This window comes from Psychrobacillus lasiicapitis (genome assembly GCF_006861795.1).
In the GTDB taxonomy this organism is placed as follows: Bacteria; Bacillota; Bacilli; order Bacillales_A; family Planococcaceae; genus Psychrobacillus; species Psychrobacillus lasiicapitis.
This window is the reverse complement of the sequence record NZ_VDGH01000002.1, coordinates 106,939-126,379: the sequence shown is the minus strand read 5'-3', so window position 1 is coordinate 126,379 and position 19,441 is coordinate 106,939. Positions and strand designations below refer to the sequence as shown.

Annotated in this window: 17 protein-coding genes and 1 other annotated feature; of the genes, 3 read left to right on the top strand and 14 right to left on the bottom strand. The window is 36.6% G+C overall.

The window, feature by feature from the left end; genetic code table 11:
* Positions 1-78 precede the first annotated feature (78 nt).
* Positions 79-1,062, bottom strand: a complete 984-nt coding sequence (locus FG382_RS03525) for a sensor domain-containing diguanylate cyclase (protein WP_142537516.1) — start codon at positions 1,060-1,062, stop codon at positions 79-81.
* 5 nt (positions 1,063-1,067) lie between these two features.
* A complete protein-coding gene (locus FG382_RS03520; protein WP_142537515.1) occupies positions 1,068-1,898 on the bottom strand; it encodes an alpha/beta fold hydrolase in 831 nt (276 codons plus the stop codon).
* 624 nt (positions 1,899-2,522) lie between these two features.
* Between FG382_RS03520 and FG382_RS03515 the strand changes: the two genes are divergently transcribed.
* Complete coding sequence (locus tag FG382_RS03515; protein ID WP_142537514.1) at positions 2,523-2,771, top strand: DUF3923 family protein; 249 nt, start codon at positions 2,523-2,525, stop codon at positions 2,769-2,771.
* Between the two features lie 78 nt (positions 2,772-2,849).
* On the opposite strand, the gene FG382_RS03510 is transcribed toward FG382_RS03515, so the two are convergent.
* From FG382_RS03510 to FG382_RS03490, 5 genes are all read right to left on the bottom strand, one after another.
* Positions 2,850-3,788, bottom strand: a complete 939-nt coding sequence (locus FG382_RS03510; protein WP_142537513.1) for an ABC transporter ATP-binding protein — start codon at positions 3,786-3,788, stop codon at positions 2,850-2,852.
* The gene (locus tag FG382_RS03505) at positions 3,788-4,852 is read right to left on the bottom strand and encodes an ABC transporter ATP-binding protein (protein ID WP_142537512.1); all 1,065 of its coding nucleotides are present in this window, start codon (positions 4,850-4,852) and stop codon (positions 3,788-3,790) included. The genes FG382_RS03510 and FG382_RS03505 overlap by 1 nt, the downstream gene beginning before the upstream one ends.
* A 15-nt stretch (positions 4,853-4,867) precedes the next feature.
* Positions 4,868-5,887, bottom strand: a complete 1,020-nt coding sequence (opp3C, locus tag FG382_RS03500; protein ID WP_142537511.1) for an oligopeptide ABC transporter permease — start codon at positions 5,885-5,887, stop codon at positions 4,868-4,870.
* Positions 5,887-6,819, bottom strand: a complete 933-nt coding sequence (opp3b, locus tag FG382_RS03495) for an oligopeptide ABC transporter permease (RefSeq protein ID WP_142537510.1) — start codon at positions 6,817-6,819, stop codon at positions 5,887-5,889. Before opp3b ends, opp3C begins: the two co-directional genes overlap by 1 nt.
* A 198-nt stretch (positions 6,820-7,017) precedes the next feature.
* Positions 7,018-8,730, bottom strand: a complete 1,713-nt coding sequence (locus FG382_RS03490; RefSeq protein ID WP_142537509.1) for a peptide ABC transporter substrate-binding protein — start codon at positions 8,728-8,730, stop codon at positions 7,018-7,020.
* A gap of 237 nt (positions 8,731-8,967) precedes the next feature.
* On the opposite strand from FG382_RS03490, the gene FG382_RS03485 reads away from it, so the two are divergent.
* Positions 8,968-9,312: a DUF3899 domain-containing protein gene (locus FG382_RS03485; protein WP_142537508.1), complete on the top strand. Its 345-nt coding sequence runs from the start codon at positions 8,968-8,970 to the stop codon at positions 9,310-9,312.
* Positions 9,313-9,352: 40 nt separating this feature from the next.
* Positions 9,353-9,568: a binding site (T-box leader), on the top strand.
* Between the two features lie 90 nt (positions 9,569-9,658).
* Positions 9,659-10,645, top strand: coding sequence for a tryptophan--tRNA ligase (trpS, locus tag FG382_RS03480; protein WP_142537507.1), 987 nt, complete (start codon positions 9,659-9,661; stop codon positions 10,643-10,645).
* Between the two features lie 245 nt (positions 10,646-10,890).
* On the opposite strand, the gene FG382_RS03475 is transcribed toward trpS, so the two are convergent.
* The 7 genes from FG382_RS03475 to FG382_RS03445 form a co-directional block, all read right to left on the bottom strand.
* Positions 10,891-12,756: an oligopeptide ABC transporter substrate-binding protein gene (locus FG382_RS03475; protein ID WP_142537506.1), complete on the bottom strand. Its 1,866-nt coding sequence runs from the start codon at positions 12,754-12,756 to the stop codon at positions 10,891-10,893.
* Between the two features lie 70 nt (positions 12,757-12,826).
* A complete protein-coding gene (locus FG382_RS03470; RefSeq protein ID WP_142537505.1) occupies positions 12,827-13,732 on the bottom strand; it encodes an ABC transporter permease in 906 nt (301 codons plus the stop codon).
* Between the two features lie 32 nt (positions 13,733-13,764).
* Positions 13,765-14,727, bottom strand: a complete 963-nt coding sequence (gene opp4B, locus FG382_RS03465; protein ID WP_142537504.1) for an oligopeptide ABC transporter permease — start codon at positions 14,725-14,727, stop codon at positions 13,765-13,767.
* A 1-nt stretch (position 14,728) separates the two neighbouring features.
* On the bottom strand, positions 14,729-15,676 hold the full coding sequence (locus FG382_RS03460; protein ID WP_142537503.1) for an ABC transporter ATP-binding protein: 948 nt from the start codon (positions 15,674-15,676) through the stop codon (positions 14,729-14,731).
* The gene (locus FG382_RS03455) at positions 15,673-16,686 is read right to left on the bottom strand and encodes an ABC transporter ATP-binding protein (protein ID WP_142537502.1); all 1,014 of its coding nucleotides are present in this window, start codon (positions 16,684-16,686) and stop codon (positions 15,673-15,675) included. Before FG382_RS03455 ends, FG382_RS03460 begins: the two co-directional genes overlap by 4 nt.
* 403 nt (positions 16,687-17,089) lie before the next feature.
* Entirely contained in the window at positions 17,090-18,325 is a 1,236-nt protein-coding gene (gene fabF, locus FG382_RS03450) for a beta-ketoacyl-ACP synthase II (protein WP_142537501.1), read from the bottom strand.
* A 28-nt stretch (positions 18,326-18,353) separates the two neighbouring features.
* On the bottom strand, positions 18,354-19,289 hold the full coding sequence (locus tag FG382_RS03445) for a beta-ketoacyl-ACP synthase III (protein ID WP_142537500.1): 936 nt from the start codon (positions 19,287-19,289) through the stop codon (positions 18,354-18,356).
* Positions 19,290-19,441: the final 152 nt, after the last annotated feature.

The window sequence follows — 19,441 nt, the reverse complement described above, 5'->3', positions numbered from 1 at the left end:
ATACATAGAAAAAAGGAGTAGGCCGTGGACCAACTCCGATTTTTCTTCTATATTTATGAATTCCTTCTTACGTACTGATTAATCATTTTTGTGACTAGCATGAGTGACCTGGTTACGACCTCGATTTTTGGAGGAATAAAGTGCCCGATCAGCTCGAGATTGAAGTGAACTTACTGTATCTCCTGTTATAAGTGTTGCAGTTCCAATACTTATAGTGACAGTTTGGTTTATCCACCCAGCACCTTCTACACGTAATCGAATTCTTTCAGCTATTTTCTGGGCAGTCGCTTGATCTGCACCGGGAAGAATCAATGCAAATTCCTCTCCACCATAACGAGCTGCAACATCACCTTCTCTTAACTCCTCTTTCAGAATCAGTGCCAATCCTTGGAGAACTCTATCACCTGTTAAATGCCCATAGTTGTCGTTAATCTTTTTGAAATGATCTATATCCAGTAGCAAAAATGAAAGGGGGTGCGATTTTTTTGTAAATAAGACAATATTAGAAGCTAAATCTTCTTGTAAACTTCGCCTATTCTTAAGACCGGTCAGTCCATCTGTTGCTGCTAATTTCCCTAATTGTACATTTACTTCTAGCAGTTCTTTTTGCTTAGACTCTAATTCCCTTCTCAAAAGATCTAACTCGGCGATTTGCTCTCTCTTCACACGATTACGTTCTTCTGTTTCCTTTTTGACCGCAAGGAGGGATTGCTCGTACTCGTAGCGTTTCTTTATCTGAAATAACATACAGTCATTGACAATTTCTCCGTTACGCTTTTTGCGTATGGCGCTAAGAAGAACTGGAATATCATCGTTGGTTTTTGATTTGAATGTAAGGTACATTTCTTCGACGCGTTCCTGTAGCTTAATAATAGGGAAAAAATAAAGTTGATAAAATGATTTGCTAGGAACCGTTAAAATGGTGTTAACGTGCTTTCCCTTTATCTCATATAGGTCAAAGCCAAGTAAACTAAGCAAAGTTTGATTGATCGTGCGAATTGTGCCCTCATCAGAAAGTGATAAGTAACCACACGGAGCATAATTCAATTGTTCATCTAACAAATAATCTACTCCTTACTAAGTATGCTCACATAGCCAACAGCCAAATATTCTTTAATTAACCGAATAGTTTCTTCCGGGTGGCTCATGTGTGGACAATGCCCAGTAGCCTCCATCAAACGTAACGTACTTTTTGTCAAATGGCGATGCATGTAGTTCCCTACCTCAATTGGAGCAATTACATCTTCAGAGCACTGAAGAATTAGCGATGGCACTACAACTTTTTTCAAATCTTCTCGGTTATCAGAAAAGAAAGTAGCCATCGCAAATTGACGAGCAACCGTCGGATCTGTTGAACAAAAGCTGTCCTCTAATTCTTTTGAGAGCTCTGGACGATTAGGATTCTTCATAATGACTTTTGAAAGATAATTTGACCAGCCAATATAATTCATCTCCATCATATCAATCAACCCATCCAGTTCCTCTCTCTTAAATCCCCCAATATAATCTGGCTGATCATTCAAATAACGAGGCGATGGACCTATCATGATGAGTTGTTCAAATAAATCTGACTTTTGTATAGAAGCCAGCATTCCGATAGTGCTACCAACTGAATGTCCAACAAAAGTTATTTCTTTTAAGTCCAGCGCTGCACATATTTCTATTAAATCGTTTGCGTATCCATGAAGATCGCTATACTTACTAGAATCGTAAGCATTATAATCAGATTTCCCTGAACCCACATAATCAAAAAGAATAATACGATAGTTTTCTTCAAAAGCAGGTGTAACTAACCTCCACATATTTTGGTCACAACCAAATCCCGGAGCAAACAACATTGTCCGTGTACCTTTGCCGGTAATATTTACGTTATTACGTAAAAGAACATCTTGATACATAATGAATCCCCATCTATTCTTATGATTTATATCTATCTAATTTACAATAGTCTACAAAATAATTAGTAACTTTATTATATACTATTCTAGTTATACCAACAATTAAAGTAACGTAAGGAAGGCTTTTCCTCGCCACTTTATTGATTGTATGATTTTGTTCCTAATTCACTGAAGCTGCCAATTTTAATTGTTCCTTTGTCAATGTAAACTTACTAATGTGTTAACTATTACAAAAATAAAAACGCGAGCTTCTGCTTCTTCTTCAATAGAATTAAATGAATTGTTAAAAATTAATTGAATGCTTCATAAAATAAGAAAAGTGCATCTTATTGAGTTGATTGAATTGTCTACTGGTTGGACGCTTTTATCGAGCTTTTCCACAGCCGCTTCCCTAGAATACGATTCGTTCAAAGTCTTTGGCTAACGTCCACACTTTGTTAAGAAAACAACTGTTGAGTTTTATACATCTTAAGCCTTAGGTAAAATATGCCACAGGTCCATTAACAGGAACTCATTGGCTATGTATGATAGAAATACGTAGAAGGAAGTATCGAAAAGATTGTACATAAAATAATCTTTTATGGATTTTTTTCAGTAAGTGTATAGAATTATAGGAGTGAGAATATGAAAAAGCTATGGTTATTTTGGTGGATTGCAAACACTTTTTGGGCTGTCATTTTTGCAGTAGGTATCGCTTTTGTTTGGCTAAGGGAGGTTGATGGCGCTGGTATCACTCAAACACTTGAGGCAAAATTAGCATCATTTATAGTTTTAATGATCGCATTTATATTTCCGGTAATAATTCAGGTTGTATGGCTAATTGCCAACTTGGTAATTAATAGAAATAAAAAGTTAAAAAGTCAGCAGGTATAAAAGGAATTTCATAATTAAAGAATTTTTATTACCTAAAACAATAAAAATCGGTCATTCGCATAAGAATGACCGATTTTTTTATTTGGAGCTTGAAATAGCTCTTAATGATTCTAACTCTTTTTCAGAGCAATAAACAAAATGTCCAGGCGTTACTTCTCTCATCGCAATTTCTTCCCCATCTTGATAATTATGATTGGCAGGATCATACGATTTACGTACACGAGTGCGCTCATAATCTGGATCAGGAAGTGGAATAGCTGATAATAGAGACTGTGTATATGGATGCATTGGATTTGCATATAATTCTTCCGCTGTAGCTAACTCGACAAGTTTACCAAAATACATTACACCAATACGGTCAGAAATGTATTTTACCATGGACAAGTCATGTGCGATGAATAAATAAGTTAATCCTTTTTCTTCTTGTAGTTCTTTTAGTAAGTTTACAACCTGTGCTTGAATCGATACATCAAGTGCAGAAATAGGCTCGTCCGCAATGATAAATTCAGGATTAACAGCAAGCGCTCTTGCGATTCCTAGACGCTGACGCTGTCCACCTGAGAATTCATGTGCATAACGATCCGCATGCTCACGGTTTAACCCGACTGTTTCCAAAAGTTCTACTACCTTTTCTTTTCGTTCTTTTGGATTTTTCACAAGCCCGTGAATATCCAAACCTTCCGCAATAATATCCAATACTTTCATACGTGGATTTAGAGATGCATATGGATCTTGGAAAATCATTTGCATTTTACGGTTGAATTCTTTTAAATCTTTTTTCGATTTCTTGTCATGTACATTTACACCATCGTAAATTACTTGACCATCAGTTGCATCATAAAGACGGATAATTGTACGCCCTGTCGTTGATTTACCACAACCTGACTCACCAACTAGACCTAATGTTTCCCCTTTATAAATATCAAAGCTTATATCATCTACCGCACGAACTTCATTTGGCTTACCTTGATTGAAATATTGCTTTAAATTTTTAATTTCGAGTAATTTTTCAGCCATTAGTAAGTACCTCCTTCCGTTCCTTCATAGTAACGACTGCCTGGATATTTTTTCATACGCTCGCGTATTGCTAAAGGTGGATCTACTTGCGGAGCATCTGGATGTAATAACCAAGTTGCTGCATAATGCGTATCACTCACTTTGAAAAATGGTGGAACTTCCTCAAGGTCGATTTTCATTGCATAATCACTACGAAGAGCGAAAGCATCACCTTTAGGCGGTGACAATAAATCTGGAGGTGTTCCAGGGATCGCATATAGTTTCTCTTCTGCCGTATCAAGTGACGGCATTGAACTTAATAATCCCCATGTATATGGATGTTGCGGATTATAGAAAATTTCATCTACTGTTCCGATTTCAACAATTTTCCCACCATACATAACAGCAACTCTATCTGCTACATTCGCTACTACACCAAGATCATGGGTAATAAAGATGATTGATGTATTAATCTTCTTTTGTAAATCCTTCATTAACTCTAAGATTTGCGCTTGAATTGTTACGTCTAGAGCAGTAGTCGGTTCATCCGCAATTAATACTTGTGGATTACAAGCTAATGCAATGGCAATTACGATACGTTGACGTTGACCACCAGAAAACTGATGCGGATATTGTTTCATACGAGCTTCCGGTTTAGGCATACCTACTAGACGAAGTAAATCGACTGCTTCTTTATGAGCCACTGATTTACTTACATTACGGTGCTTTAAAATCGGTTCCATAATTTGTTTTCCAATAGGCATCGTAGGATTCAATGAAGTCATTGGATCTTGGAAAATCATTGATATATCTTTTCCACGAATCTTTTGCATTTCTCTGTCTGTCAGCTTCGTTAGATCTTTGCCGTTAAATAAAATCTGCCCATTTTTAAATTCAGAGCTATGTTCAGGCAATAAGCGCATAATTGACTTAGTTGTTACGGATTTACCTGAACCAGACTCTCCAACGATTGCAAGCGTTTCTCCTTTTAATAAGTCAAAGTTAACGCCACGAATTGCTTTCACTTCTCCTGCAAACGTATGGAAGGAAAGCTCTAGGTCTTTTACTTCTAATATTTTCTCCATTTTCGCTTTCCTCCTTTAGTCTTTCATCTTCGGATCAAATGCATCGCGTAAACCATCACCAAGTAAGTTAAATGCAATCATTAACAAACTTAAAATAATCGATGGATACAATAAAATATGCGGTTGGAAGCGAATTACTTTATACCCATCATTAATAAGTGTACCTAAAGACGCATCCGGCGCCTGAAGTCCCAATCCGATAAAACTTAGAAAGGCTTCAAAGAAAATCGCCGTTGGAATAGTAAACATTGTATTAATAATGATTACCCCTAAGATATTCGGTAAAATATGCTTGGATATGATACGTCCGTTACCCGCACCCAAAGTTCTTGAAGCAAGCACAAATTCTTGGTTCTTAAATTTCAAAACCTGCCCTCGGACAATACGTGACATACCGATCCAACCAGTGAGCGTAATCGCAATAACTATCGCTATGACACCTGGTTCCATAACTAATAACATCAAAATTACGATAACTAATGTAGGAATACCATATAGGATTTCTACAATACGTTGCATTATATCGTCGGTACGACCGCCGTAGTAACCAGAAATACCACCATATGCGACACCAATAACCATGTCTATTACCGCTGCTACAAAAGCGATTAATAATGATATTTGCGTACCTTCCCAAGCTCTTGAGAACATGTCTCGTCCTAAGCCATCTGTACCAAACCAATAATACGTATCTACTTTTTTCATTTCATATAAATCTACTTCTTTACCTGCTAAAGTACCAACACCATCGAAGATTCCTAGTTTCTCCAGTCCAGGAACTTTTGGAGGTAGGTTGGCATGTGTAATCGTTTGCGTCTCAGCATCATGGGGACTAACCATCGGTCCCACAAATGCCATAATAATGATAAACAATAATATAAATATGCTCGCAATAGCAGCCTTGTTTTTACGAATTCGTAACCAAGCGTCCTGCCAAAAACTTAAAGACGGCTTCGTAATTCTTTCAGCATGACTACTATCAATTTGAACTCTTTCAAAAGATTCAGCAGGTATTTTTTTAATATCTAAACTCATTATTTACTACCTCCTGATAAACGAATACGAGGGTCAATTATTCCATAAAGGACGTCTACTACGAATATTATGACAATTAACAATACAGAGTAAAATAATGTTGTTCCCATAATAATCGAGAAGTCATTGGATGTAATCGCCTTAACAAATTGTTCCCCGATACCCGGTATTGCAAAGATTTGTTCAATTACAAGCGAGCCTGTAACTAAACCAGCAGCAAGCGGTCCTAAAACAGTGACAAGAGGAATTAATGCATTACGGAAAGCATGCTTGAATGCAATTTCAAATCCGCTAGCTCCTTTAGATTTTGCTAAAGTAATGTAATCTGAACTCAACACTTCAATCATTTCTGTTCGGATGAAACGAGATGCTGTTGCAAGTGGCCCCATTGCTAATGCAACAGAAGGCAATATGCTCGACATCCAACCATCTTTCCATAATCCAACAGGGAATAGACCCCATTCAACTGCTAACCAATATTGAAGCAATGTTGCAAAAACGAATGATGGAATAGAAATACCGATGATAGCAATTAACGTACTACCATAATCCCACACAGTATTCTGCCTTAATGCTGCAATCATACCTAACAAAATACCTATAGCTACACCTAGAATCAAACCTTGTGTTCCAATTAAAACAGATGGTCCTAAACGGTTCATGATTAATTCTGTTACACTGGCATTTTTAAACTGGAATGAGTTACCTAAGTCACCTTTAGCTAAGTTGAGCATATATTTTGCGTACTGCACAGGAACTGGTTCATCTAATCCATATTTCGCTTCCACCATCGCAAGTTGTGAAGGGGATAGTTTTGGAGCAGAGCTAATCGGGGATCCTGGAAGCGCCTTCATTAAGAAAAATGTTGCTGACGCAATCAAGAAAAGGGTAATAAACATATAAACGATACGTCGGATCATATATTTTGTCATCTTTGCACCTCCTAAATAATATATTTCTATAATTTTAAAACTCTACTAGTATATATAAACAGATAAACTCTATTATTGTCAAAACTAAATTTAAAAAATAAAATATTTGGTGAATTCTGATTCATTTAAAAAGAGAGTATATGGCCCAAAACGGATACCATATACTCTCAAACTATGTGATTTTAAACATTCACTAAATTAGTTTTTACCTTCGATATAAGCCCATTTGTAGCTATAGTCTCCACCGAATGGGTGTGCAACGATACCTTTAACATATGGTTTTTGAAGGAACATTAATCCACGTTGGTAGATTGGTCCAATTCCGAAATCTTCATCAATAAGAAGTTTTTCAGCATCAGCAAGTGCTTGCCAACGAGCTTCTGGATCTTGAGCTAATTCATTAACAGAAGAAGTTACAAGTTTATCATATTCTGGGTTAGAATAAGACATTTGGTTATTACCGCCGCCAGTTAACCATAAGTTCATGAATGTATAAGGATCTTGGTAGTCAGGTCCCCATCCAGCAATTTGCATTTCATAATCTTGGTTTGTGTCAAGATCTAGACGTACGTTAAATGGAACTTCTTTCAATTTAACTGTTAAACCTGGTAGGTTTGTTTCTAATTGATTTTTTAGGTATTCACCCATTTTTTTAGCTGACTCAGTATCTCCGTTTAGAAGTTCGATTTCTAATTCAGAAACTCCTAGTTCAGATAAACCTTTATCAAATGCAGCTTTTGCTTCTTCTGCATTAAATTCAGCCATGTCTCCGTTAACGTCACGGAAATCATTTGCATCTTCATCGAAAGTAAAGTCTTTTGGTACTAAGTAGTTAGCTGGTACAGAACCATTAGCTAAAACTACATCTACTAAATCTTGTTTATTGAAACCTTTAGACATTGCTTCACGAATATTTACGTTAGCAAGTGGAGTTTTTTCTCCAAGGCGTTCTTGATTGTATTTGAAATAGAATACAGATGTTTCTGATTCGTTAATTAGTTCTGGATCAGCAGCATATTGCATTGCAAATTCACCAGTAAGTCCAGCACGGTCTTTTTGACCTTCCGTATACAAGTTTACAGCTGTACCTGGTTCTTTAACAACATCATAGTTGATTTCAGTTAATTTTACAGTATCTTTATCCCAGTACTCTTCGTTTTTAAGTAGTTGCCAAGATAATCCTGTTCCGTCCCAATTAGCAAGTGTAAATGGTCCGTTGTATAAAAGTGCTTCAGAATTTTTCGCATAGTTTTCACCTTGCGCTGTAACGAATTCTTCTTTTTGTGGTAAGAATGTTCCAAATGACATAAGTGATAAGAAATAAGGTGTTGGTTTTTCAAGTGTTACTTCTAATGTTTTTTCATCAACAGCTTTTACACCTAATTCAGTGTACTCAGCAGAACCTTCCATAATTGCAGTAGCGTTTTTAATAACGCCATCCATCATATATGGACCATACTCAGATGCAGTATCCGGGTTCATAGCACGTTTCCATGCAAATTCAAAGTCATTCGCAGTTACTGGAGATCCATCAGACCATTTAGCATCACGTAATTTAAATGTGTAAACTAAACCGTCTTCAGAAACTGTTGGTTCACCTTCAGAAATTGCAGGCTCAGCAACGTTATCTTGATTTAAACGGTATAAACCTTCATTTACGTTGTTAAGTAGATCAAATCCAACTGCATCAGTAACTAGAGCTGAATCCATTGTTGGAATCTCAGCAGTCATGATTAGGTTAAGAACTTGTTCCTCATCAGTTGCTACTTCTTCTGTTGTTGCATCTTTTTCTTTATCTGTTGTGTCTGTAGTTGTTTCAGTGCCTTCTTCTTTATCGCCGCCACAAGCAGCTAAGAAAAGAGCAACAACTAACATTAGGCTTAAAAGCCAAGCAAACTTGCTATTCTTCAAAAGAATAACCCCCTTTTAAATTGTCTGAAAAATTCATTACAATAATTATTATACATTTTCAGAGAAACTTGTACAGGTTTTTCGAGAATATTTTTACAAAATAGTAACAAAATCATTACATAGACCTAACATTTGTGAATCATTGGTAATTAATTTGTTCATTTCTGACATTTTGAATTGTCTAATTTTTGATTATTTTAAGTAAATCTTCTATAATTTATTTCGTTGAGGTGACTTATGAAGAAAAAAATTAGTTATTTTTTAGCAGTACAGCTTATTATTTTTATCCTTATGTTTATCGCATACGGTTCTCTTTCGCTCAGTTCTTATATAAATATATCCTTTTATATTGGAGGAATTATTACATTTATCGGGCTAATGACGTATGTAGTTGCTGGTGGATTTTTCGATCTTTTTGTGACAAGCACACGAAAAGTGTTTACACCTAAGCATATGAAGAAAACAGCAAATGAAATGCGGATGCCATCCGAAATCTTATCGTTTCCTTATAAGCCAATCGTCTATTTAGGCTTGAGCTGTCTTGTTTGTATGGGGATTGCTTTAGTTGTTTATTATGCTTGATTTTTGCGTTTCTTCTATAATATAATTATCAAAACAAAATAATTGAGCTTTGACGAAGAAAAGTACATTTAATCCGGTATGACAAGAGATTCTGTGGTCGGTGCAAACAGAACATACGGTAAATGGAATGGGCTTCCGAGCAGTTTATGTGAAACTTGTAGTAGCATAGACCGTGTCCTTCGCGTTATGAAGAAGAGTGGCTAATTATTTTAGCAAGCTGGGTGGTACCACGGATTTTACATCATTCGTCCCTTTTTAGGGAGGCATGATGTTTTTTTTATTTACTTCAGTGGAATTATCCTTCTGAAGAAAGTAAATGGATTAATAAAAATCAGGAGGAAAAAACATGAAGAAAATTTTTTCAGGCGTGCAGCCAACAGGTATTATTACACTCGGCAATTACATCGGTGCATTTAGACAGTTTACTGCTTTGCAGGACGATTACGAGTGTGTGTTCTGCATTGTAGACCAACATGCGATTACAATTCCACAAGATCCCGAGGAACTGCGCAGTCATATTCGTTCTCTTGCAGCATTGTACATCGCAGTAGGAATTGATCCTAATAAGTCAACATTATTTATCCAATCCGAAGTTCCAGCTCATGCACAAGCCGGATGGATTATGCAATGTATCTCTTATATCGGCGAGTTAGAAAGAATGACACAATTTAAAGACAAATCAACAGGAAAAGAAGCTGTCTCTGCAGCATTATTAACATATCCGCCACTTATGGCTGCAGATATTCTTCTATATCAATCGGATATCGTCCCTGTTGGCGACGATCAAAAACAACATGTTGAGTTAACACGTGACTTAGCGGAACGTTTCAATAAAAAGTATGGAGAAGTGCTGACGATTCCGGATATCCAACTTCCAAAAAATGGAGCACGCATTAAATCCTTACAAGATCCATTGAAGAAAATGAGTAAATCTGATCCAAATAAAAAAGCGACAATTCGTTTACTAGACACACCAAAAGAAATTGAAAAGAAAATAAAAAGTTCCGTAACAGATTCGGAAGGAATTGTTGCTTTTGATCTTGAAAATAAGCCCGGTGTTTCGAATCTACTTACTATTGAAGCAGCTTTAACGAATGTTTCAATAGAAGCACTTGTACAAAAATATGAAGGAAAAGGCTATGGCGATTTCAAAGCATCTGTTGCACAAGTTATCATCGATCATCTAGCTCCGATTCAAGCGAGATATGAAGAATTATTAAACTCTTCCGAGCTCGACGACATATTAGATCTTGGAGCAGAAAAAGCAAATGCATTAGCAAATGCCACATTGGCTAAAATGGAAGCCGCAATGGGCCTCGGAAGAAGACGATAATCGTTAGAGCTAAAAAGGATCCACAAAGCATAATAAATTCCTTTGACTGAAGCATGTACATCAGCACAGAGTTCAAAGAATAACCAAGCGATAAAAAGTTTAAGAATAATAATAAATGAGAGCAGCTAATAACTGCTATCCCGTAACTGATTAAAAATAATAGAATTCTTATATGTATCACATCCTTCTTAAACCATATGAAAAACCGTTCCTAAACTTTCGTTTAGGAACGGTTTTTTTATAAATTATTTTGTAGATTTAACTGCAGTGTCTGATACTAATTCAATATCTTGTAACTCAGTTGGATTAGCATAATCGATATTCCAGTTTTTCACGCGTTTGTTTACTGGTACTAACTCATAACGATACATAGTTGGAATAATTGGCGCTTGCTCAGCCATATATTCTTGCCATGCACGGAATTGTTCCGCACGGTAATCTGCATCAAATGCTTTTGGTGAGTCGATATTTGTTAGTGTTTCCTCTAAGAAATCAGAAGAGTAACGGCTGAAATTATATTCTGCTGTTTTAGAATATAAACCTGCTGGAGATGGGTTTGTTCCAGTACCCCATGCAGCCATGAAAATATCAATTTCTGGATCATCTGCTTGAACTTTATCATAGAAGCTGTTGAATTCGATTGTACGTCCTGTTGTTAATGTTACATTTAAGCCAACATCTTTCCAGTTTTGCATATAGAATTGTGTAATATCTTCAGCAATGTCATCGCCTGACATCGTTGCAAATTTAATTTCAAAAGGCTTGCCTTCTTTATCTTCACGGATTCCATCGCCATCCACATCTTTGAAACCAGCTTCGTCTAATAATGCAGCCGCTTTATCTGGATCATACGTATATCCTTCTAATGAATCATCATAGAAAGATGCAAATACTGGTGGGATTAGTGAGTTTGCACGTTCACGTAAGTTATTATAGAAAACTTCTGCAACTTGCTCTACATCAAGTGCATACCCCATTGCTTGACGTAATTTTACGTCGCCCATTTTTGATCCTTCTACGTCTGTTACTACAACACTATTATCATAATCGTATTTTCCTAGCTTGAAACCAAGGTAAGAATAGTAAAGTTCTTGACGACCTAAGATATCGATATTATCAAAGTCTTTTACTTCTTCCATTTTAGAAGCATTAAAAGAGATAGCTACATCATATTCCCCTTGTTGTAAAGCAACTGAAATTGAGCTTGTTGGTACAACTTTAATTAAAACTCCGTCTAACTTTGGTTTTCCTTTCCAGTAGTTTTCATTTGCAACTAACTGAACAGATTCCCCTGGTACAATTTTGTCAATGATAAATGCACCTAATGTAACTGGGTTTTTACGAACTGCGTCAGATTCTACTAACTCTGCAACAGGAATATCTTTAACAATATGACTTGGTTCTGCGTAAGTCCAGATTCCATCTCCACCACTAAAGATTGCAGGAGATAATTTATTGAATGAAATTTCTAATGTTGTTTCATCTAATTTTTTTAGACCTGAGATTGTGTCTGCTTTACCATCATGGTATTCAACAGCACCAATAATGTTTTGGAAATCTACGTCATATCGAACACCTGTGTAATCTTTATGACCAATGATTAAGTAAGGTTGGATTAAATCTTCGACTTTCAATGGCTCACCATCAGACCATTTTACGCCTTCACGGATTTTTACTAATACTTTATTGTTGTCTTGATCTACTTCCATACTTGCAATACCTTCATCAGTTAATAAGAAATCTCCATCTGTTTCGAAAAGAGAGTTTGATGCATATGCTAAAATTTCTGCATCATAAGCATCTTCATATAATACATATGAGAAGATTCCTTGGAAAGGCTCATCCTTAGACATAGCAACTTTTAGAGTACCACCAGAAATTGCGTCTCCTTCGTTTTCGACGGATAATGGAAATAATGCATCTGAATCTTCTGCAGCTGGTTCTTCTGCTTCTTCCTCGGTACCTTCTTCATTACCTTCACTCTTAGTCGTATCTTCTGTTTTTGTTCCTTCATCAGTACTACTAGTTTCTTTCTCATCACCGTTACAAGCAGCAAGTACAAGCATAAATGCAAGTAGCAATGCCAGTAATCCCCAAAGCTTTTTACTCATTTCCTTTTCCTCCTTTTTACTCTCTATTTTCATATATATCAAACGTCCATGCGTTTAATACCAAAAACAGTTATCCTAAACGTTGTTTCGCGTCTGCCGAACGGCGTAGCGCTTGCCCTACATAGTTTATCCCTAACATCATTAACAAGATAAAGAGCGATGCAGGTAACCAAACCCACCACTTATCCTGCAATACAAGTGGGTTATTTGCATAACTTATAAGGGTTCCTAAACTCGGGGTCTGTGGTGGCAATCCAAATCCAAGATAAGTTAACCCTGTTTCAATCCCAACATTTCCAGCAAAATTTAATGTCAACTCTACAATTAATATGGAACTTAAATTTGGCATAATTTCTTTAAATATGATTAAAATACCTGGGGTTCCCATTGTTTTAGACGCATTGACATAATCCCTTCTACTTTCTGATAATGCTTTACTCCGGACAAGACGGGCAGTACTAGTCCAAAGAAATAAACTCATGATCAAAATAAATTCCTTAACCGTATATTTAGGTATAATTGTTACAAAAACGATAATTACCATTAAAGAAGGAATGGTAATAAAGAAGTCGATAATTCGCATGAACATATTATCGATCCATCCTCCAAAGTAACCACAAACTAAACCGACAATAATCCCGAAAGAAACTGTTATTAAAGTGATTGCTATAGCAATCGCGATGGAATTTCGCGCACCAGTTACTAATTGTCCTAAAATATCTTTTCCACCTTGGTCAGCTCCTAGCAGGAACTTCTCTCCAGGCTCTGCATATTTGTCTCTTAAACTAACACGCATTAAAGCCTCTTGATCTATAAACCATGTCCATATAAAGACCCCTACTATAACCAAAACTAATGAAATCAGTGAAAACATTGCCAATTTATCTTTTCTAAACTCTCTAAAAACAACTTGCATACCTGTTGGAGGAGAGTTTATTTCTTCTTTTTTAATATCAACTGTCGCTTGTTTAGCCATGTTATTTTTCTCTCCTTAACATTTTAGTTGAACTATTCTATCCTAATTCTTGGGTCGACAATACTCATGATGATATCGGACAGTAGACTACCTAGTAATGCTAAGAAGCCAAATAACATAACAAGTGCAGTAATTACACTATAGTCACGTGAGACTAGTGAGGAAATAAATAACTGTCCCATTCCTGGATAACCAAAGATCGTTTCAATGAAAATAGACCCCGCAAGTAGTCCAGTAATCGTAAATCCTAAGAAGGCAGCAATTGGAAGTAATGAATTTCTAAAAATATGTCTTGAATAGACTTTGTTTACTGGAATTCCTTTACTTCGAGCTGTTCGTACATAGTCTAAAGATTTTGCATCAATAATTTCGGATCGTAAATATTGGACAACGGCAGTCGTACCTAAGACCGCGGTTGTAAAAGCAGGTAACAGCATATGATAGAGTTTACTCCAGATGTAACCAGCAGTTCCTGTGTCATATTTAATATCTACACTACCTACCGTCGGGAACCAGTGAAGCTGATAACCAAAAATAAATAAGAAGATCAGTGCCAAAACAAACGTCGGAATGGCATAAGTGACAAAACTATAGAAGACAACAATTTTATCTAGAAATGTATCTTGATATCGTCCAGCTAAAACCCCAAGCGGAATAGCGATAAGGTATAATATAATAACACTTACAAGAGATAGCCAAAATGTATTTAAAGCACGCTCTCCAATGAGAGTAGATACTTTTATTTTATACGTATAACTTTTCCCTAAATCCCCTTGTGCCGCATTTACAATCCAGTTCACGTATTGTACATACCAAGGATCATTTAACCCTGCCAGTTCCCGGAGTTCTTCTATCCGGTTAGGATCTGTATCAGGCGTAAGCAATCCTGTAAACGGATCTCCCGGCAACTGTTTAGCCATGATAAAGATTAATAGACTTAGAACAAATAATTGGGGAATCATGATTAATACTCGCCTAACTATTGTCTTCCACATATTAAATGCCCCCTTTCTCGTGAGCACTCATCGCTACATAATGTGTCATGGATAATTTTTTCAAATCATACACTTTCCCGTTCTCATCATAGTAATTTTTATGATTAGCAGCATAGTTTGATTCTACTTCGATTCGTTCCTTTTTTCGCTCTTCTCGCCCTACTGGATTCACATCTGGAATCGCTGATAGTAATCGTTTCGTGTAAATATGTTGTGGATTTGTATAAATGTCTTGACGACTTCCAGATTCAACAAAGCGCCCTTTGTACATGATTGATATATGATCACACATATGCTTCACTACCCCTAGATCATGTGAGATGAATAAATAGCTCAGTCCAAATTCTTGCTGAATATCTTTCATAAAGTTAAGTACTTGAGCTTGAACGGACAGATCTAGTGCCGATACCGGTTCATCCGCAATAATGAGTTTTGGATTACAAGCAATTGCTCGAGCAATTCCAATACGCTGCTTTTGACCCCCAGAAAACTCATGTGGATATTTTAATTTTGCATCTTCATTCATTCCTACAATGGCAAGTAGTTCATTAATTCTACGCTTTTCCTCATCAGGTGAAAGTTTCAAAAAGTTTCGGATTGGTTCTGCAATAATATCTTGCACCCTTTTACGAGGGTTCAAACTGGAATGAGCATCTTGGAAAATCATTTGGATATCTCGATTGTATGAAGATCCACGACCTCTGCGGTTATCTGTAACATTTTCACCTTCGTAAATAATGCTTCCAGAAGTAATTTTCTCTAACCCAATAATCGATTTACCGGTCGTCGATTTACCACACCCAGATTCACCAACCAAGCCATATGCTTTTCCCTTTTCAAATTCTAGTGATATACCATCTACAGCTGTTACTTGATCTACAACTGTATTGAAAAATCCTCCACGAATTGGATAATATACTTTTAAGTCATTTATTTGCATAAAGCTCATCTTGCAATTCCTCCTTCTTCACTTTCAAAATGAAAGTGCTGCCAGCAAGTACACCTAACTAGATGACCGGGAGAAACTTCGTGCATCGATGGATTTTCTTCATGCATTTTTTCTGAAATCCATGGAATACGAGCAGAAAACCTGCAACCTGTTCTTGGCAAATTCGTTAGAGATGGAACAATCCCTCGAATTACTTGTAGCTTCTCATTCTCACTATTCATTTGTGGAATTGAATTGAATAGAGAACGGGTATATGGATGCAAGGGATTTGCAAATAACTCCTCTACCGGGGCTTCTTCTATAATTTGACCGGCATACATAACGGCAACTCGGTCTGCTACTTCTGCTACTACCCCTAAATCATGTGTGATTAATATAATTCCTGATCCGGTCTCTGCTTGTAAGTCTTTTAATAAATCCAAAATTTGTGCTTGAATCGTTACGTCCAGTGCTGTTGTTGGTTCATCTGCAATGATTATATTTGGCTTACATGAAATAGCGATAGCAATAATGACCCTTTGTCGCATTCCACCTGACAATTGATGTGGAAATTGTTTCGCAATACGCGTTGGATTAGAGATTCCTACTTGTGTCAACAGCTCCAAAACACGTTTGTCTCGCTCCTCTTTAGACATCTTTGTATGAAATGCTAATCCTTCCTCAATTTGATCGCCAATTCGCATCAAAGGATTCAATGCAGAAAGGGGATCTTGGAAAATCATCCCGATCTCTTCACCGCGGACTTTGTTAAACTTCTCTTCATCCAACACTGCAAGGTTAATCCCTTTGTATATGATTTCTCCTTCTACTCTCGTCTTGTTATGATCATGAAGCCCAATAATAGATGTAGCTAGTGTTGACTTCCCGCACCCAGACTCACCAACAATGGCAAGTATTTCGTTTTTCTTTAGCGAAATGGATACGCCGTCAACTGCATCAAAATATGTATCCTTTATCCGAAACCCAGTATGTAAGTTATTAATCGATAAAAGTTGCTCTGTGCTGCTCAAAGTAATTCTCCTTTCATGCAATCGATTATTTTCCTTTAAAACATTGGTAATAATTGTTGACCAAATTGTTACACTTTTCAGTTTTGTTACCTTAATTACAAAGTCTATTACAATACCTTTACAATCGCAATATTTATTTTTTGTTAATTTCCTTTATTTACTCTTTTTAGAAAATTGACAATAGGTTGAAAAACCAGTGTTTACAACAGTTTTAGCTAGTTTAAACTGATAATAATATTTTTAAAAATTTGTGAATGATTCATCATTTTTCGACATATTATATCAATAAAATATCATTCAACTCGCTATATCACTACTAAACTAGCACTTTAGCTCATCAAAATAATATATATATAAAAAAAGCATTTCCAAATTTTAACTTGGAAATGCTTTTAATATATTTTTATAGTTTTTTAAATAGTATACTTGCATTATGTCCGCCAAATCCGAGAGAATTACTCATGGCATATTCGATATCTGCTTTTCTTGCAGCATTTGGTACATAATCTAAATCACATTCTGGATCTGGTGTTTCTAAATTCATCGTTGGCGGTAAAATACCTTCTTTTAATGCAAGCACTGTAAAGATTGCTTCTACTCCACCAGCAGCTCCTAATAAATGACCCGTCATCGATTTAGTAGAACTCATCGCAAGATTGTACGCATGTTCTGCAAAGACAGATTTTACGGCCATTGTTTCAAACTGGTCATTATATGGAGTACTAGTTCCGTGTGCGTTAATATAATTGATTTGTTCTGGGTTTATACCTGCATCATCAATTGCTTGTTGCATTGCACGAGCAGCACCTTCTCCTCCTGGTGCTGGAGCTGTAATATGATGAGCATCTCCTGTAGAGCCGTAGCCAATAATTTCTGCATAAATTTTTGCTCCACGAGCAACCGCATGTTCATATTCTTCTAAAATAATAATTCCTGCCCCTTCACCAATGACGAATCCATCACGATTTGCATCAAATGGTTTTGATGCAGTTTGTGGATCTGTATTCAACGAAAGCGCCGTGTTCGAACAAAAACCTGCAACAGACATATGCGTAATAGGCGACTCTGCTCCACCTGTTATCATTACATCTGCGTCCCCACGCTCAATTACTTTAAATGCATCACCAATAGAGTTTGTACCGGAAGCACAAGCAGTAACCGAACAAGAATTAATTGCTTTTGCTCCAAAATAAATAGATACCTGACCAGCAGCCATATCTGGAATCATCATCGGAACAAAAAATGGACTAACCCGACGAGCACCTTTTTCTAAAAATACGCGGAATTGATTTTCGTATGTCTCCATACCACCAATACCAGAACCAATCCATACTCCAGTCCGAAGACCTACCTCTTCTGTAATCGTTAAATTAGCATCTTCGACTGCCATAATAGAAGCAGCAAGTGCATAATGAGTGAAACGGTCCATTTTACGTGCTTCTTTTCTTTCAATATACTTCTCTATATCAAAGTCTTTTACTTCTGCTGCAACTTTTGCTGAGAACTGACTTGCATCAAGTCTTGTAAGCATACCTACGCCTGACTTACCTTCTTTAATACCAGACCAAGTTGTCTCTATATCGTTGCCAAGCGGTGTAACAGCACCTATTCCTGTTACAACAACTCTACGTTTCGTCATGCATATTCATCCTTTCAAGATTCATTAATTATCTTCCCCATTTTAACGTAATGGCACCCCAAGTTAAGCCTCCACCAAAGCCTACCATCACTAGAATATCATCATCTTTTACTTTCCCATTATCCACTTCTTCTTTTAAAGAAAGTGGGATGGAAGCAGATGAAGTATTCCCGTATTTATGAATTGTTTTAGACATCTTTTCTTCTGGTAATCCCAATCTTTCTCTGGAAGCATCCATTATACGAATATTTGCTTGGTGAGGGATTAACATATCGATATCTTCTTTTGAAAGACCCGCTTTTTCTATCACATTAACGGCTGATTCACCCATTTGTCTTACAGCAAATTTGAAAACTTCTCGACCATTCATAGCTAAATGTGCACCATCTTGGTATAAATGTTTGCCACCACTACCATCGGCACCTAGTTCAAATGATAAAATTCCACGTCCTTCGGAAACTTTACTTACTATAGCAGCTCCTGCTCCATCACCAAATAATACAGCAGTATTACGATCTTCCCAATCCGTGATTTTCGAAAGCTTCTCTACACCTACGACAAGTACATGTGAATACGTATCCGATTCCACAAATTGTTTTGCAGTAACCAATCCATACATAAATCCAGCACAAGCTGCCGAAACATCCATTGCTGCAGCATTTTTTGCCCCTAATTGATCTTGAAGCATAGAGGAAACACTTGGAAACGGAGTATCCGGTGTTACAGTTGCTACAAGGATAAGTCCAATTTGTTCAGGTGAAATTCCTGCATCCTTAATCGCTTCTTTCGCCGCTTTATATGCTAAATGCGAAGTATCTTGATCATCGCCCGCTATTCTTCTTTCTTCTATACCAGTTCTTGTTCGAATCCATTCATCAGAGGTATCTACCATTTTTTCAAGGTCTTCATTTGTTAACACTTTTTCAGGTGAGTATGTTCCTAACCCAATAATTCCTGCATTCATGAAAGTTCCCCTTTTCTTATAATCTATTATTAGTACCTGGTATTAATAATAACGAATTTATGTACAATTTTCAACAATAGACTTTCATAATTCAAATATTCTTTTGTAAAAGCCTTTCATTGTGATATGATAAATATAAGTAAAAATTAGCT

Bases quoted from the DNA above. Each gene is read 5' to 3' on its own strand.
- FG382_RS03505 (WP_142537512.1), bottom strand. From the start codon at position 4,852: ATGGAGAAAATATTAGAAGTAAAAGACCTAGAGCTTTCCTTCCATACG.
- FG382_RS03510 (WP_142537513.1), bottom strand. From the start codon at position 3,788: ATGGCTGAAAAATTACTCGAAATTAAAAATTTAAAGCAATATTTCAAT.
- FG382_RS03445 (WP_142537500.1), bottom strand. From the start codon at position 19,289: ATGAATGCAGGAATTATTGGGTTAGGAACATACTCACCTGAAAAAGTG.
- opp3C (WP_142537511.1), bottom strand. From the start codon at position 5,887: ATGAGTTTAGATATTAAAAAAATACCTGCTGAATCTTTTGAAAGAGTT.
- fabF (WP_142537501.1), bottom strand. From the start codon at position 18,325: ATGACGAAACGTAGAGTTGTTGTAACAGGAATAGGTGCTGTTACACCG.
- FG382_RS03475 (WP_142537506.1), bottom strand. From the start codon at position 12,756: ATGAGTAAAAAGCTTTGGGGATTACTGGCATTGCTACTTGCATTTATG.
- opp3b (WP_142537510.1), bottom strand. From the start codon at position 6,819: ATGACAAAATATATGATCCGACGTATCGTTTATATGTTTATTACCCTT.
- FG382_RS03515 (WP_142537514.1), top strand. From the start codon at position 2,523: ATGAAAAAGCTATGGTTATTTTGGTGGATTGCAAACACTTTTTGGGCT.
- opp4B (WP_142537504.1), bottom strand. From the start codon at position 14,727: ATGTGGAAGACAATAGTTAGGCGAGTATTAATCATGATTCCCCAATTA.
- trpS (WP_142537507.1), top strand. From the start codon at position 9,659: ATGAAGAAAATTTTTTCAGGCGTGCAGCCAACAGGTATTATTACACTC.
- FG382_RS03485 (WP_142537508.1), top strand. From the start codon at position 8,968: ATGAAGAAAAAAATTAGTTATTTTTTAGCAGTACAGCTTATTATTTTT.
- FG382_RS03460 (WP_142537503.1), bottom strand. From the start codon at position 15,676: ATGAGCTTTATGCAAATAAATGACTTAAAAGTATATTATCCAATTCGT.
- FG382_RS03520 (WP_142537515.1), bottom strand. From the start codon at position 1,898: ATGTATCAAGATGTTCTTTTACGTAATAACGTAAATATTACCGGCAAA.
- FG382_RS03470 (WP_142537505.1), bottom strand. From the start codon at position 13,732: ATGGCTAAACAAGCGACAGTTGATATTAAAAAAGAAGAAATAAACTCT.